The organism is uncultured Dialister sp. (assembly GCA_900314595.1).
Taxonomy (GTDB): Bacteria; Bacillota; Negativicutes; order Veillonellales; family Dialisteraceae; genus Dialister.
Window position 1 is genome coordinate 1 of sequence record OMVW01000002.1, and the last position, 15,668, is coordinate 15,668.

General features: G+C 43.5%; 16 protein-coding genes. 13 read left to right on the forward strand and 3 right to left on the reverse strand.

From position 1 onward, the window contains the following. Positions 1-107: 107 nt before the first annotated feature. A complete protein-coding gene (lgt, locus tag QZN42_RS00960) occupies positions 108-896 on the reverse strand; it encodes a prolipoprotein diacylglyceryl transferase (RefSeq protein ID WP_296953776.1) in 789 nt (262 codons plus the stop codon). 576 nt (positions 897-1,472) lie between these two features. On the opposite strand from lgt, the gene QZN42_RS00965 reads away from it, so the two are divergent. The 4 genes from QZN42_RS00965 to serS all read left to right on the forward strand — a co-directional run bounded on the left by QZN42_RS00965 (position 1,473) and on the right by serS (position 5,252). Further along, entirely contained in the window at positions 1,473-2,153 is a 681-nt protein-coding gene (locus tag QZN42_RS00965) for a response regulator transcription factor (RefSeq protein WP_296953779.1), read from the forward strand. 2 nt (positions 2,154-2,155) lie between these two features. Further along, a complete protein-coding gene (gene rnmV / locus QZN42_RS00970) occupies positions 2,156-2,704 on the forward strand; it encodes a ribonuclease M5 (RefSeq protein ID WP_296953782.1) in 549 nt (182 codons plus the stop codon). Next, entirely contained in the window at positions 2,698-3,555 is an 858-nt protein-coding gene (gene rsmA / locus QZN42_RS00975; RefSeq protein ID WP_296953783.1) for a 16S rRNA (adenine(1518)-N(6)/adenine(1519)-N(6))-dimethyltransferase RsmA, read from the forward strand. Before rnmV ends, rsmA begins: the two co-directional genes overlap by 7 nt. 383 nt (positions 3,556-3,938) lie before the next feature. Further along, positions 3,939-5,252 (forward strand): serine--tRNA ligase, encoded by a 1,314-nt coding sequence (gene serS / locus QZN42_RS00980; RefSeq protein ID WP_296953786.1) that lies wholly within the window; start codon positions 3,939-3,941, stop codon positions 5,250-5,252. Between the two features lie 56 nt (positions 5,253-5,308). On the opposite strand, the gene QZN42_RS00985 is transcribed toward serS, so the two are convergent. Together QZN42_RS00985 and QZN42_RS00990 are read right to left on the reverse strand one after the other, a co-directional pair. Continuing rightward, on the reverse strand, positions 5,309-5,971 hold the full coding sequence (locus QZN42_RS00985) for a cyclopropane-fatty-acyl-phospholipid synthase family protein (protein WP_363916033.1): 663 nt from the start codon (positions 5,969-5,971) through the stop codon (positions 5,309-5,311). 7 nt (positions 5,972-5,978) lie between these two features. Beyond that, positions 5,979-6,278, reverse strand: coding sequence for a class I SAM-dependent methyltransferase (locus tag QZN42_RS00990; protein WP_296953788.1), 300 nt, complete (start codon positions 6,276-6,278; stop codon positions 5,979-5,981). A 508-nt stretch (positions 6,279-6,786) separates the two neighbouring features. Between QZN42_RS00990 and QZN42_RS00995 the strand changes: the two genes are divergently transcribed. The 9 genes from QZN42_RS00995 to alaS all read left to right on the forward strand — a co-directional run bounded on the left by QZN42_RS00995 (position 6,787) and on the right by alaS (position 15,661). Further along, a complete protein-coding gene (locus tag QZN42_RS00995; protein WP_296953790.1) occupies positions 6,787-7,542 on the forward strand; it encodes an NfeD family protein in 756 nt (251 codons plus the stop codon). Beyond that, complete coding sequence (gene floA, locus QZN42_RS01000) at positions 7,542-8,522, forward strand: flotillin-like protein FloA (protein WP_296954025.1); 981 nt, start codon at positions 7,542-7,544, stop codon at positions 8,520-8,522. Before QZN42_RS00995 ends, floA begins: the two co-directional genes overlap by 1 nt. A gap of 33 nt (positions 8,523-8,555) precedes the next feature. Continuing rightward, positions 8,556-8,951 carry a hypothetical protein gene (locus QZN42_RS01005; protein ID WP_296953792.1) on the forward strand — a complete coding sequence of 132 codons (396 nt, stop codon included), beginning with the start codon at positions 8,556-8,558 and terminating at the stop codon, positions 8,949-8,951. A gap of 35 nt (positions 8,952-8,986) precedes the next feature. Beyond that, positions 8,987-9,472, forward strand: coding sequence for a hypothetical protein (locus QZN42_RS01010; RefSeq protein WP_296953794.1), 486 nt, complete (start codon positions 8,987-8,989; stop codon positions 9,470-9,472). Between the two features lie 101 nt (positions 9,473-9,573). Further along, positions 9,574-9,807, forward strand: a complete 234-nt coding sequence (locus QZN42_RS01015) for a YdbC family protein (RefSeq protein WP_296953796.1) — start codon at positions 9,574-9,576, stop codon at positions 9,805-9,807. A gap of 146 nt (positions 9,808-9,953) precedes the next feature. After that, complete coding sequence (locus QZN42_RS01020) at positions 9,954-11,168, forward strand: cation diffusion facilitator family transporter (RefSeq protein WP_296953798.1); 1,215 nt, start codon at positions 9,954-9,956, stop codon at positions 11,166-11,168. A gap of 185 nt (positions 11,169-11,353) precedes the next feature. Next, positions 11,354-12,097, forward strand: a complete 744-nt coding sequence (locus QZN42_RS01025) for an NlpC/P60 family protein (protein WP_296953800.1) — start codon at positions 11,354-11,356, stop codon at positions 12,095-12,097. A gap of 77 nt (positions 12,098-12,174) precedes the next feature. Beyond that, positions 12,175-12,957 carry a nitrilase-related carbon-nitrogen hydrolase gene (locus tag QZN42_RS01030; protein WP_296953802.1) on the forward strand — a complete coding sequence of 261 codons (783 nt, stop codon included), beginning with the start codon at positions 12,175-12,177 and terminating at the stop codon, positions 12,955-12,957. A gap of 94 nt (positions 12,958-13,051) precedes the next feature. Beyond that, positions 13,052-15,661 (forward strand): alanine--tRNA ligase, encoded by a 2,610-nt coding sequence (gene alaS, locus QZN42_RS01035; protein WP_296953804.1) that lies wholly within the window; start codon positions 13,052-13,054, stop codon positions 15,659-15,661. Positions 15,662-15,668 lie beyond the last annotated feature (7 nt).

The window sequence follows — 15,668 nt, forward strand, 5'->3', positions numbered from 1 at the left end:
AGTGACAGAAGCACAAGCGCGTTAACGCGCAGCCAGTAATAAAAGGCCCTTGTGGCCGCATGTGAAGAACCACCAGCTATGCTGGTGGATTTCTTTTTTTATTCCTTTTACTGATTTTCTTTAAAGTCATTTTTGTATTTGAAGGTAAAGTAAAGAAAAACAATTCCTGCCATTATAAATCCAGTCAAAGCTGTGATTTGTGCGCTTTTAAGACCAAATGCAAGGGTACCATAGTCACCACGGAAAAATTCCAGGAAGAAACGAAGAATTGAGTAAAGCATGATGTAAAGGCAGAATACGGTTCCTCTGGCATGTCTGAAACATGAGTACCAGAGGAGAAGTCCTAAAATCAGAAGATCTCCCTGGCATTCCCAGACTTCCGCCGGCCATAGCGGCTGGGCCCCATATGTTTGATAAGCAAGCGTAGTCTCAGGGTAAAGAAGCCCAAAATTTGCACCAGTGGGATGGCCGAAAGCGTCTCCGTTCATGAAATTGGCGATACGGCCAATAGCTTGTCCAAAAATAATGGCAGGTGCCACTATATCGGCAAATGGAAGGACCGGAATTTTATTTCTACGCAGAAATATATAACCTGCCGTACAGGCAAAAATAACTCCTCCCTGGATTGCCATACCACCCTGCCATACGAAAGGAATCTCAAGGAGATGGTTATGGTAATAACTCCAATCAAAGAAAAAAACGTCCCAGAGCCTCCCGCCTATAATACCTGTGAATGCAATGGTGAGTCCAAGGTCAAAAACATATTCATGCCAGCCGCGGCCATCTTTTTTTAGGAGATAATAAGCCATAATGCAGCCAAAAATGATTCCAAGGGAAAAGAATATTCCATAAAAACGAATGGGGAAACCGCCTATAAATGTGACATATTGATGCATGATTGGCTCCTTTTTATGAATAATTTTATTCATTATACAATATGAAGGTTTATTTGTTCAGTATATGGAACATTTTTACCTTAATAGGCAGTTAATTTCATTACCGGTAAAAATACATTAATTAATAAATGTTCGATAAATCACATATCAATCTAATTGCGGATTAAAAATAAAAATATTTATACCCATAGGGGTATTAGTATATTAAGAATTATTAAGTTTTTCATTTTAGGTAAATATGAATTCAGGGAAAAGAAGAAATTGATGATTTATAACGATTTTATCGGATTTTTTTACATCTATTAGTTCTGAAACAATTCTAAAATTTATGAATTATCTGCAGGATTGATGAGAATAATGATTAGACAAAAACTAATTATTTACTTTTAATTATTCAAGAAAAGACTTGAAATCGTACAATCTCATGGTATGATGATTATAGCCAAATAAAATTCAAATGATGATTTTGCTTAAGCTGCATCTCGGAAACAGCCAAAATAATAATAAAAAGTGGCAGATAAGAATAAAAAATACTTGATGCAGCATCGCCTGTTTGCTATTTTGGGAGGTATCAAAATGAGAAACTGTATTTTAGTTATTGAACATGATCCAAGCGTCAGCCGTTTTATGCAGCTCAAGTTGGAGGAAGCCGGTTTTTCCTGTATTGTTGATAATTCTGGCGATTCTGCTGTAGATATGGCGGGACAGAGGCAGGCTGAACTGATTGTACTGGATCCGGATGAGCCTTTGAAGAATGGACCGGAAATTTTAACAAAAGTTCGTGAAGTCAGTCCCATTCCGGTTATTTACCTTTCTGCAGATGGCAGTGTTGATGCCAAAGTGAATGCTCTCAATGCCGGTGCCGATGATTATATGACCAAACCTTATGCGACAAAAGAACTGATTGCAAGAATTCATTCAGCTCTTCGTCGTCACGAGGAACCAAAAGTAATAGTGGATCCTGCTTTTACTATCGGAGATTTGTCAATTTACCCGGATCGTCACGAAGTCCGTGCAGGTGATGAGATTATCGATCTTACAAAAAAAGAGTTTGATTTGCTTCTGTTCCTTGCTAAAAATAAGAACCGCGTGATAAAAAGAGAAGAAATTCTTGAAAAAGTCTGGGGGTACGGTTATGCGGGAAAAACAAACATTGTAGATGTTTATGTCCGTTATCTCCGAAGCAAAATAGATGAGAAAGTAGGTAAGAAATATATCCATACCGTCCGCGGTATTGGTTATGCTGCCAGAGACTGATTATGATCAGGCAAGTTATTGTAGTCGAGGGAAAATCTGATATAGCACGTGTACGAATGGCAGTGGATGCAGACCTTATTGCAACTGGCGGCTTTTCAATCAGGAAGGAAACGATTGAACAAATACGTTACGCCTATGAAAAAAGAGGAATTATTATATTGACTGATCCTGACGGACCTGGTGAACGCATCCGCAGACGGTTATCTGATCTTTTTCCGCAGGCTCTTCATGCATTTGTGCCGAAGAAGGAAGCATCACTTCCGGATGATGTAGGTATAGAAGATGCTTCTCCTGAATCTATCCGAAAGGCTCTTTCAAAACTTCGGCTGTATTATCAGATTGATTCTGACTTATTCTCAATGAATGATCTTTATAATGCTGGATTAGTTGGAGCTGCAGATTCATCACGAAAACGAGCCGATGTAGGTGCTGCACTGGGAATTGGTTATGGTAATGGTAAACAGTTCCTTAAACGACTGAATCATTACGGGATTACTCGGGATGATTGGAATAAGGCATTAGCACAGTGCCGGGAGGGATTTTCATGTTAGAAGCAAATCTCGCGGATCGGCAGGTCGTTCAATATATAATCAGACGATTTGGTATTCATGCCAAACATAAATTGGGGCAGAATTTTCTGATTCGTCCAGATATAGTTGCTGCTATTGCGGAAGCGGCAGAATTGGGGCCCGGTATCCCGGTTATGGAAATAGGCGCAGGTATTGGGACTCTGACTCAGGCTTTAGCTGAGACCGGTGCTGACGTTATTTCTTTTGAACTTGACCAGGGACTAGAGCGGGTGTTGTCTCATACTCTGGAACATTACCCAAATATCAGGATTATTTACAAGGATGTACTAAAGGCGGATTTGAAGGAAATCCTGGGAAATAGAGAGTGGCGTTGTGCGGCCAATCTGCCTTACTATATCACTACTCCAATTCTTTTGTCCCTGATCCAGTCAGAACTTCCGATTTCTCTTTTTGTATTCATGATGCAGAAAGAAGTAGCTGACCGGATTCTGGCGATACCCGGTTCCAAGGATTATGGGGCACTTACACTGGCGGTGAATTTTGACTGCACTGCGGAACGGGTTCTTGATATCCCGTCATCTGCATTTATCCCAAGACCACAGGTCACTTCTACCGTGATTAAACTCAGACGCCGCAGCCGTCCTGCGGTAGATGTGAAAGATAGGAAACTTTTCTTCGGCCTCATCAGGATGGGCTTCGGACAGAGACGAAAGGTCTTTACCAATGCCATGAAAGCCGGCGGAATTCCTGCCGAATGGATTCAATCCATTCTTGAAAAAGCAGGAATCGATGGTAAAAGGCGTGGAGAGACTTTCTCTATAGAAGAGTACGGCCGACTGGCTGATGCCTGGTATGATAAAATTCACGAGTGAAAGGGAAGCAGGTTCTTCGGAACCTGTTTTTATTTGCTGCAAAGTTTTGCCTTTTGTCGGACGTGGATTTTGTAATGACCTTTCCGGTATTGGCGTACTTTACAAAAGGAATGGGCGGCGCTATAATAGGAACAACGCAGGGAAAGAGAATGTTTTTCTCAGATGTATTCAGAGACAGGGCGGCCGGTGAGAGTCCTGACAAAAGAGAAAAATTTCCACTCAGGAGCGGCTGATGAAGAATCGGACGGCTGGTAACCGATAAAAGACTGTGAGCCGGCTTTTGCAAATTGGGTGGTACCGCGATGACTTCGTCCCATAGGGGAGGAAGTTTTTTATTTTATTCTCATAAAGAGAATAATGAGTCATTACAGGGAGATGTAAGTATGCTTGATATCAAGTTTATCCGTGATCATGTGGAAGAGGTAAAACAGAACCTGACTAATCGTCATAATCCTTTCGACCTTGATCAGGTGCTGGCACTGGATGAAAAGAGAAGAGAACTTCTCCAGGAAACGGAAGCACTGAAGAGTGAAAAAAATGCAGAATCCAAAAAGATTGGCGAAGCGAAGAAAAAAGGACAGGATGCCGGTGAAATTATTGCGGCTATGAGAGAAGTAGGCAAAAAGATTTCTGCTATCGATAAGGAACTGGGAGAAGTAGAAAGTACTTTGAATGAACTTCTTCTTCATATCCCGAATATGGCCGACAAGACCGTTCCCATTGGAAAAGATGATTCCGAAAATCCGGAAGTCCGCCGCTGGGGAGAAATTCCGAAGTTTGATTTTCCCATTAAAGCTCATTATGAACTTGGTGATGATCTGGGAATCCTGGATGTGGAAAGAGCAGGAAAGGTTTCCGGCACTCGATTTTATTTCTATCTTTCAGGAGCAGCCCGTCTCGAAAGAGCCGTATATAACTTCATGCTGGATCTCCATACACAGCAGAATGATTTCACCGAAGTCATTCCTCCCTATATTATCAATGGCAATTCCATGCAGGGCACGGGTCAGCTTCCGAAATTTGCTGAAGATATGTATAAAGTAGAAGGGGAAAATATGTACATGACTCCGACTGCAGAAGTACCGCTCACCAACTACTTTGCCGGTGAAATCCTGGACGGCGATATGCTTCCGGTTCATCTGACTGCCCTGACTCCGTGCTTCCGCAAAGAGGCAGGATCTGCAGGCAAAGATACCCGTGGACTTATCCGCCAGCACCAGTTCCATAAAGTGGAAATGGTGAAGTACTGCAAACCGGAAGACAGCTGGGATGAACTGGAAAGTCTGACCGCTGAAGCAGAAAAGGTCCTCCAGCTTCTGAAACTGCCATACCATGTAGTCTGCCTCTGCACTGGCGATATTGGTTTCTCCTCCGCAAAGACTTATGATATTGAAGTCTGGATGCCGGCACAGGATAAGTACAGGGAAATTTCTTCCTGCTCCAACTGCCTTGATTTCCAGGCAAGAAGAGCCAATATCCGCTTCCGCAGGACTCCGGGAGCAAAACCGGAATTCGTTCATACTCTCAACGGTTCCGGACTCGCCGTAGGCAGGACTGTGGCAGCCATCATGGAAAATTACCAGCAGGCAGACGGGACTATCAAAGTTCCGGATGTGCTCGTTCCATACATGAACGGGACTACCGTTATCGGAAAGCGAAATGGTTTCCCAAGCTCCAGACCGGTTAAAAAGAAATAATTTGAATTAAATAAAATCCCGGAAGACAGATTGCCTTTCGGGATTTTTGCTTTCTCTCAGTCTTTATAAATGGATTCCATAGTCATGGGGAGATTATTATTGATTCCTTTACTCAGGATAAACTGCCCCACATCCAGGACACCGGTACGGAAGCCCGATTCGCAGCCTCGGAGGTAAATATCCCAGAGACGTTTGAACTTTTCATCATATCTGGCGGGAAGTTTATCCTTGTGGGCATTGAACGATTCTGCCCACAGGTGAAGGGTTCTGGCATAATGGCGGCGGAGACTTTCAAATCCGATCATGCGCATTCCAAACATGGGGAAAATATTTACAGTTTCACGGATTCCGGGGATATATCCGCCCGGGAAAATATACTTTGCTATCCAGTTTTTCGTCTTCTTTTCCTGAGCATTCATGTTGATGATGAAATGAAGGAGGAACAGCCCGCCGGGTTTCAGGAGGCTTGAAACTTTATTGAAATAAAGAGGCAGATATTTTTTACCTACATGTTCTGCCATGCCGATAGAGATAATTTTATCAAACTGATAATTATCGGAATCGAGATCCAGGTAATTTTCCAGAATGACGTTAACCTGTCCGTCCAGTCCTTCATGGTGAATCCTGTCTTTTTCTGCTTTGTACTGCTCTTCGGAAAGGGTGATTCTGTCGCATGGACGCCGTATTTTTTTGCCGCGTAAATAATGAGTTCGCCCCAGCTACAGCCTATATCAAGCAGATTTTCCCCTTTATCTGGGCTTCATAAAGGCTGTTTCCGGCATGTTTGAAATAGGCACAGCTGTAAGTCCGGGTGGAATCCAGAAATGAGTCGAAGAGGTCATTGCCAAGATCATAATGGGCATGGATATTGCCTTTTTCCCGTTTTTCTTCCTCTTTTATCATTTTCTGACGAAGCGAGGCCAGATGGTAAGGGAGTTCAACCGGATCTTTTTCAAATGCAGTCGCTACTATGTCATCCAGATTTCCTTCGAAATCCACAATGCCATCCACATAAGCGGAACCCATGAGTACGTCCAGGTCTTCTTTCATGTCCGAGGCGGAAAAGTCAGGCTCCCGGTTAAAAATAATTTTAAATTTTGGAGAAGTATTTCCATAGTTCTTTTCTTTACAATCCCAAAATTTTACAGTAAAACCACCTTTTTTCTATAATTTTAATGCCATATTTAAAGCTTCTTTTTTTAACATAGGCACATAACGATATAAATTCTCTATCTATCAATAAATTATATCACTTTTAACTATAAACTGTTATTGTAAATACTTAATATAACAAAAAGAAGAATTTCGGAGAAATTAATTAGGCAAACCATTGAAATCAACACAGGTGATTTCAAATAATTTGAAAAAGGTTCTAACGAAAAGCGAAAAACTACTTTATGAAGAAATTGATGAACCCGGTCATAATTGGGGGTCATTCAATATAATGGGGTTATCGGTTTAAATCACGGTATATATGCCGTGAGTGGTAGATTCATCGGCCATGGGTATAGTATAATTAAAAAGAGGTGGTGAAATGAGATCAAATCAAATGAGCCTCGGTATTCTGATGGTCTTTCTGCTTTTACCATCAGCTTCAGTTTTTGCTTTTGATAATGGGAATATTTCCGGTATGATACTGAGTCCTGTGGCAGAAGGAGTGCTGGCTGCAATGATTTTTTTGTCCCTTCTTGCGGAGATCAAGACTGCCGGTTTTTCCGGGGGATCCGTTCTGGCAGCCATTGCCGGCTCCATTCTCATTGGTGCTCACTGGACACAGGGGAACGGTTCAATAATTGAATTTATTCTTTTCTTTGGAGGCATGGCTCTGATTCTGGCTGATATGCTGATACTTTTTACAGGTGCAGCAGCTGCCGGTGGAGTTGTTTTCATTATAGCGGGATTGTACCTTGTCTTCGGTGGAGGCGTGCAGGCACTGTACATTCTTTCAATTGCACTGATTCTTTCCACAGCAGGTATTTATTTTCTTGCGGACCACCTTTCCAGAAGCAGGCTGTGGGAGAAAATTTCTCTTAAAACGACACTTAAAGGAAAAGAAGGATATCGATCTTCTTCTCTAAATCTGAAGGAATACACGGGTTTGAAAGGGATGGCTCTTACGGATCTCCGTCCTGTTGGGAAAATCATTGTTTCCGGACGGATTGTTGATGCGGTTTCTGATGGTCTTTATATTAATAAGGGCGAATCTGTTTTTGTGCTGAAGGCGGAATCCACCTGTGTGGTAGTATGCAGAGCAAAGGAATCTTTTCTATCTGATAGGAGTGAAAATTGATGGATCTGATGGTATTTCCCGGATTTGTATTTATTGTTGCGGTGGCGGCATTGTCCATACTTCTTCATTTTGTACCGGTTGGATTGTGGATTTCTGCGCTCGCTGCTGATGTAAATATTTCCCTCTTTAATCTGGTGGGAATGCGTATCCGCAGGGTAGAACCACGGATGATTGTATTGCCCCTCATTAAGGGAACAAAGGCAGGCCTTCCATTGAATGTGAACCAGCTTGAAGCTCATTATCTGGCCGGTGGGAATGTGGATAATGTGGTGGATGCTCTCATCGCAGCACACCGGGCTCAGATTGAATTGTCTTTTGAACAGGCAGCTGCAATTGATCTGGCCGGTCGTAATGTGCTGGAAGCTGTTCAGATGAGCGTTAATCCGAAGGTAATCGAGACACCTACGATTTCAGCTGTAGCTAAAAACGGTATAGAGCTGAAAGTAAGGGCTCGTGTTACGGTCCGGGCCAATATTGATCGCCTCGTAGGCGGAGCAGGGGAGGCAACTATTATAGCCAGGGTAGGAGAAGGCATTGTAACGACAGTTGGTTCTGCTGAAAGTCATACAGACGTGCTTGAAAATCCTGATCATATTTCCAGAACTGTTTTAGGTAAGGGACTTGATTCCGGTACTGCTTTTGAAATCCTTTCCATAGATATAGCGGATGTGGATGTCGGAAGAAATATCGGTGCTCAGTTGCAGACAGACCAGGCGGAGGCAGATAAGCAGATTGCTCAGGCCAGAGCGGAGGAAAGACGTGCCATGGCTGTTGCAAAGGAACAGGAAATGCGAGCCTTTACTCAGGAAATGCAGGCTAAAGTAGTGGAAGCCCAGGCGGAAGTCCCTCATGCAATGGCATTGGCTCTGGAGAAAGGGAAGCTCGGTGTTATGGATTATTATAATTTGAAAAATATCGCTGCTGATACAGAAATGCGTGAAAATATTGCGGAAGCCGGAAATCCTGAAGGCCATAAGTAATCGATAAAGACTTAAAGCAAGGTGGAAATAATTATGACACACCAGATGCAAAATCCCGGGGATGAATATGATTTTGCTTCGCTAAGAGATAAAATAAAGAATGCCTGGGGAATTAAGAAAAAATCAGAGGATTCCGGTGCTTTGAAAAAGAAATTTCAGGAATCATTTGACGAAGAAGAAAAAAATGCTACAATAGCAGGGAAGAACAGAAAATCGAAAAGGATAGCCGCGTCTCATGCTGTATTGAAGGATAAGAAATATTTGGCTTTCAATTCTTCTCAGAATCCCGGTTTCAGGTCGGATGGGAGAGGAACTGGCAAAGTCGCTGTTTCATCCCTCTGGACGTCAGACCGGGCTGCCCAATGGGTACTGTATGAGGCTGTTTTGGGTTTGCCCAGAAGCAGAAACCCCTGGAAACCGGTCCGGTAAACCGATTATAATCTTCGAAGGAGGGATTATACACAGTGGATACATATAACGAGGAAATTTACGGTAAAGTGCTTTGGGAGTGCTGCCGGTCAAACACATATATTGTGCTTATGTCTCTGCTATATGTCATCATGAGTGCCGGCGCTATCATCATGGCCATTACGCACGATTTGAATCATGGCATTATCCTGTATATTGTTGCTCTTGCAGTGATTGCTTTTTCACTGTTTCGTATTCACAAGCTTCATTGTCCTGTCGCCCTGATTTGTGAAAAGAAACTTCTCGTTGCGGTTCCCTGGTCTTTTGTTAATTCTGATTATTATATTTCCCTCCGTTCATTTTATATGCCCGTGGATTATAAAGAGGTGGCCGGGGTTTCCAGTGGCTGGAACAGGCTGTATATTGGTGCCCGGATTACCGGCGGTATTGTGGCACTGCCGGTACAGCTTTCTTATGTATCTCTGGGGGATAAGATTTATTTTCAGGACTGGGTAGAAAGAAAGCAGGAAGAAGCAGTCTGATTTCAGGACTTCGAAGTTCGGGTTCTTTTCGATACCAGTTGATTTAAAGGACATAGTATGATACGATTATGCCATGTTTATTACTCTATGAGGTGATTGAAATGGCAGCTAAAATTACTTATACCATTCAGGAGGAACTGGGGGATCTCTCGGTTGCGTCCAATGGTTGGAAAAAACAACTGACTTATACGAGTTGGAATAACAGGGATGAAAAATTTGATCTTCGCTCCTGGAATCCGGATCATACGGCGATGACCAAGGGCTTGACTCTGACTAAAGATGAGCTGTTGAAGCTCCGGGAAATCCTGAACAATCTTGATCTGGACAAGTATTGATTATAATTTAAAAAGGCTCTCCGACAGGAGAGCCTTTTGGCGTATTTAAGGGGTTTAGGTATTCCATCTCTTTTTTTATAGTCGGACGTTATTTATAAAATGCATCGTCTCTTAGCGGTTTTAATAATAGCTGGAAAGGAGTAAATATGTCATTCTTGTTTTCAGGGCCTCAGGGGTTAAGAACGAAGCAGGCGCTGACAGTGGGGCTCGTCGGGCTTCTGGTTAATTCTCTACTTGGTTCTTTTAAAATATTTGCAGGCTGGCAGAGCGGATTTCTGTCCGTTATCGGTGACGGGTTCAATAATATCACTGATATGGGATCTGTTACCCTTCTAATGATGACTTTTTATTATGCAGCTAAACCGTCAGACAAGGAGCATCCTTTTGGGCATGGCAGGTTGGAATACATCAATTCCACTGTTATGGCTGCAGTTATCCTTTATGTGGGAATTACTCTTCTGGTAGAGTCGGCTGAGAAAATCATGAATCCTGTCGATACGGCTTTTACGCCTCTTGTTACAGAAGTTCTGATTATTGGCCTTCTGGCAAAACTTTTTCTTGCCTGGTGGTACAAGCGGGCAGGAAAGAGATTGAATTCCACTTCTTTTGATGCTTACAGTGCAGATTCCCTTTCAGATATGCTTTCTACAACAGGCGTACTCATAGCAACTCTCGTAGAGTATTTCTTCCAGATTCATATTGATGGCATCATGGGAACCTGTATGTCTCTCTTTATCCTCTGGACCGGTTATGGAATCATGAAAAATGCCATCAATGCCATTCTTGGCTCCAGTCCGGATACGGAAGTGTATAAGAGGATTAAGGACTGCATTTTGTCCTGCCCCGGTGTTTACGGGGTTCATGATCTGATTGTCCATGATTATGGACCGGAAAATCATTTCGCCACAGCCCATGTGGAGCTGGATAGTGATTTGAGTCTTGTCCAGAGTCATGAACTGACAGAAAATGTAACGACTATCCTTCGAGAAAAGCTTCATGTCCAGGCAACGATTCATGCAGATCCGAAAGCGGTTTCCAATCCCCGGGAGGCTGAATATAGAAGAGACCTGGAATCGGCCATATATCGCAGCAGTCTGCCTTTGTCCTATCATGATTTCTTTGTGGAGGAACGGAATGGAGAAATTCATGTTTCTTTCGAACTGGCCCTTAAAGGTCCATGCAGGCTTAAGGATGAAGATATTTATACAATCATATCCGGAAATCTGAAAAAGATGAATCCTGCTTATACGGCGGAAATCATGGTAGACCGCAATTTCATCAGTGGTAAAGTATATGGGGTCGATAAAGACGAAGCGCAGAGAATTGCATCTTTTACGGAGAGTCATGAAAAGAGCAGGTAGAAAAATAAGTCCTGAAAATGACAGGTTCAATCCGATTATTGATAGCAAATGGGGTAAAGGCTCGAATTTGTAAAGAAATATGATTTCGTTTGTGATAAAATATAGACTGGATTAGCATAAAATAATCGGATTCTATGAAGCCGTGCATGGGTTTTCCATAACGGAAGCAGTAAGGGAGTGCAGATATGAAAAAGAAATTATACATACTGCTACTGACAGGCATCCTCGCTTTGGGTACTGCAGATATATCGATGGCGGATTATATGATCGGTTCAAAGGGGAGTGAAGTTAAAAGTCTCCAGAAGCGACTCAATGTATATGGTTTTAAAGTAAAAACTGATGGCAATTACAATAAAGCTACCAGCAATGCGGTAAAGAAGTTTCAGAAAAGAAAACATCTTGATGCGGATGGGATTGTCGGCCCTGTCACATACAAAGCATTGATGGGAAAGGTAATGCCGGAAGGAAAGAAAGCCGGGAAAAAAGGAAAATTGGGAAATACGAATTCCCGGATGGGGATTAATGATGCTCTTGTGAAATGGCACAAGGCGGGCAAGCTCAGTGATAAGGTCCGTGCCATTATGACGGAGGCACAAAAATATGTTGGTGTTCCCTATCAGTTTGGCGGAACAACCCCGCGGGGTTTTGACTGCTCCGGATTTATTCAATATGTATTTAACCGAAAGGGAATTTTCCTGCCCCGTGCTGCTGATGAGCAATATTTTTCCGGTAAAAAGGTTTCCGTAAACTCCCTGGAACCAGGGGATCTGGTATTCTTCCAAACATACGATCAGGGGATTTCCCATTCCGGACTGTATTTGGGAGACGGGTATTTTATCAGTGCTACCAGCAGTCGCGGGGTTGCTGTAGCTACTATGAAGAATGGCTATTGGCATGATCGTTATATCGGTGCCAATCGTGTCTTATAAGATGGATTGAAAAGGCTGTATTGGAATATTTTATTTCCTGCAGCCTTTTATTCGTAAATGAACCGGGAAGTGATTGAATGAAAATAGGGATGCTGCAGATGGATGTGGCAGAAGGGAACAAGGAAAGAAATATCAGGCATGCTTTTGATATGCTGGAAGAAGCAGCCCATCAGGCCAATCTTCTAGTTATGCCTGAATTATGGACTATTGGCTATAATTTCAGGGATTTCCAGGAAAGGGTTACTCATGCTAATGACGGATTGCTGAGCAGGCTGTCATCCTTTGCAGAATTTCATCACATAACTCTGGCTGCAGGAACCCTTCCTGTTGAGAAAAATGGTATTGTGAAAAATATGGGCCTCATATTTGGCCCCGACGGACGCCTGAAGGCACATTACAGCAAACGTCATCTTTTTTATGGTTATCTCGAAGCAGAACTTATGGCGCCGGGTACTCACCTTATGTGTACCGATATCAGTGGAATCAGAACGGGGATGGCCGTATGCTATGAATTTTATTTCCCAAAGATGTGGCGAAAAATGGCCAAATCAGGAATCACTCTTGTGCTGGCACCGGCTTCCTGGCCCAGAGTTCATCTGCACCAGTGGGGAATTCTGACCAGAGCGAGAGCTATAGAAAATGGCATGTGTATCTGCGCAGTCAATATGGTAGGAACCTATCATGGTGTCCAACTGGGAGGTCATTCCATGTTTATCGATCCCGTGGGGCAGGTACAGGTGGAAGGGGACTTAGAAGAACATATTTATTATGCTGACTACGATGAAATTAAGTATAAAGATCTGGGGAGACAGCTGGCGGTCATCCGGCTGGAAAAGGAAATCCGTCCGGAAGGACAATAGGGTTTCTGAATTTTAATGGTTCCCATGAAATGTATTTGCATGGTTGCCATAAGTCATATATAATGAAGAAACAACTACTTTAAGGGGGTATATCATGAAGGGTAACGATATTCGTGAAGCATATCTGTCATTTTTCGAAAACAAAAAAGGCCATCTGAGAATGAAGAGCTTTTCGCTGATTCCGAAAGATGACCCAAGTCTTCTTCTGATTGGCGCAGGCATGGCACCGCTCAAGCCTTATTTCACTGGAAAGGTGGAACCACCCAGACACAGAGTAACTACAAGCCAGAAGTGTATTCGTACAGGGGATATTGAAAATGTGGGTCATACGGCCCGCCATCATACTTTCTTTGAAATGCTGGGGAATTTTTCCTTTGGTGATTATTTCAAGAAAGAAGCCATTTCATGGGCCTGGGAATTCCTGACAGAAGTTATCAAGCTGGACCAGTCTCGTCTTTATGTCACCATTTATCCGGATGACCAGGAAGCCCATGATTACTGGCATAAGATGATCGGGATTCCGGAAAACCATATTTATCCTTTAAGTGATAATTTCTGGGAAATCGGGGAAGGACCCTGCGGTCCGGATTCCGAAATCTTTTATGATCAGGGTGAAGAATTTGGTACGGATCCTGAAAACCAGATGGGTGGCGATGGTGATCGTTTCCTGGAAATCTGGAACCTTGTATTCAGCCAGTTTGATCGTCAGAAAGATGGCTCCTATCTGCCTCTGGCGAAGAAGAACATTGATACCGGCGCAGGTCTTGAACGTATGGCCGCTGTACTTCAGCGTAAAAAGAATAATTTTGAAACAGACCTTTTCTTCCCAATTATTGAGGAAGCAGCAGCTCTTTCAGGCGTTCCATATGGGAAAAGTCAGCAGGGTGATGTGGCTCTCAAGGTGATTTCTGACCATGCCCGTGCCATTACTAATATGATTGCTGATGGTATTCTTCCTTCCAATGAAGGCCGCGGCTACGTTCTGAGAAGAATCCTTCGCCGTGCTGTCCGCTATGGCAAACTCCTCGGCATCCAGGACGCTTTCATGGGACAGATGATTGATGTTGTTATCAATATGATGAAACCGGCTTATCCGGAACTTGTGGATAAACAGGCATTTATTAAAAGGGTAGCCGGTGTGGAGGAAGAACGCTTCCATGCAACCTTGAATGCCGGAACCGACCTCCTCTCGGAAATGCTGGAAGATGCAAAGAAACATCAGAATACTGTCCTTACAGGAGATAAGGTATTCAAACTTTATGATACCTATGGTTTCCCCTGGGAACTGACCGATGAAATTGCAAAGGAACAGGGAATGACCATTGATGAAAAAGGCTTTGAAGCGGCCATGGCTGAGCAGAAGGAAAGAGCCAGGGCTGCCCGCGCTAAGGTTTCTGCCAAAGTGGCCACCCCGGATACCACAAAACTTGATATTTCCAAATTGACTGTTGAAGATAAGGATGGAGAAACGAAACTCCTTCTTCTCGGCAGGGATGGAAAAGAAATTACTTCTGCTGCTGATGGAACCGAAGTCACTGCAATCCTCTCCAATGATCCTTTCCATGCCGAGGGAGGTGGACAGATCGGAGATACCGGTCTCATTGTTGGTGAAGAAGGCACGATTTCCGTAGAGGATACGAAAAAATTGCCCGATGGCATCGTATATGTGATTGGTACGGTAACTGAAGGCGTAATCAACGAAGGGGAAACGGTAAAAGTGACGGTAGATCGGATCAGAAGAGAAGATCTGGCCAGAAATCATACTGGTACCCATATGCTTCAGGCAGCACTTCGCAAAGTGCTTGGAGATCAGGTCAATCAGGCAGGTTCCCTTGTATTGCCGGATCGTCTCCGCTTTGACTTTACCTGGCCGGAACCGCTGAGTGACAAGCAGCTTTCCGAAGTAGAACAGATTGTCAATGATGAAATCATTAAAGCCACTGATGTGGATATCACCGAAATGCCTCTGGAAGAGGCAAAGAAAACCGGTGCTATGGCATTGTTTGGTGAAAAATATGGAGATATAGTCCGCGTAGTCACCATCCCTGGTTACAGCAAAGAACTCTGTGGCGGAAGCCATGTCAGAAATACTGGCGAAATCGGTTCTTTCCGTATCATCGGCGAAGGCGGTATCGGTTCAGGCATTCGCAGAATTGAAGCTGTTACGGGCAAAGCCGCCTATGAACTGATGAAGAAAGACCGGGAAATGCTGAAAGATGTATCCCGGCTTCTGAAAGGTAAACCGGACCAGATTACGGAAAAGACCCAAAAGCTTCTGGCAGAAGTAAAAGAACTCCAGCACGAGCTGGATAAACTGAAACAGCAGCAGACAAAAGATGAACTGGGTGATCTGCTGAAAAATGTTCAGGAAAAGAAAGGAATTCCTTACTTTGGTGCAGTGGTCCATGCAGGAAATATGGATGAACTTCGCAAGGCAGCAGATGTGGTGAAAGCGAAGCTTAAAGGCGGAGCATTCATTCTGGGTACTGTTTCCGGCGATAAAGTCAACCTTGTCGGCATGGCTTCTCCTGAAGCAGTTAAAGCAGGCGTCCATATGGGCAAAGTCGTCGCTAAAGCTGCAAAAATCTGTGGCGGCGGTGGCGGCGGTAAACCGGCAGTTGCACAGGCAGGTGGTCGTGATACGGCCAGATTAAATGACGCAGTTGCGGAAGGCATAAAGGCAATCGCCGAAATGCTTGAATAAGGAGGAA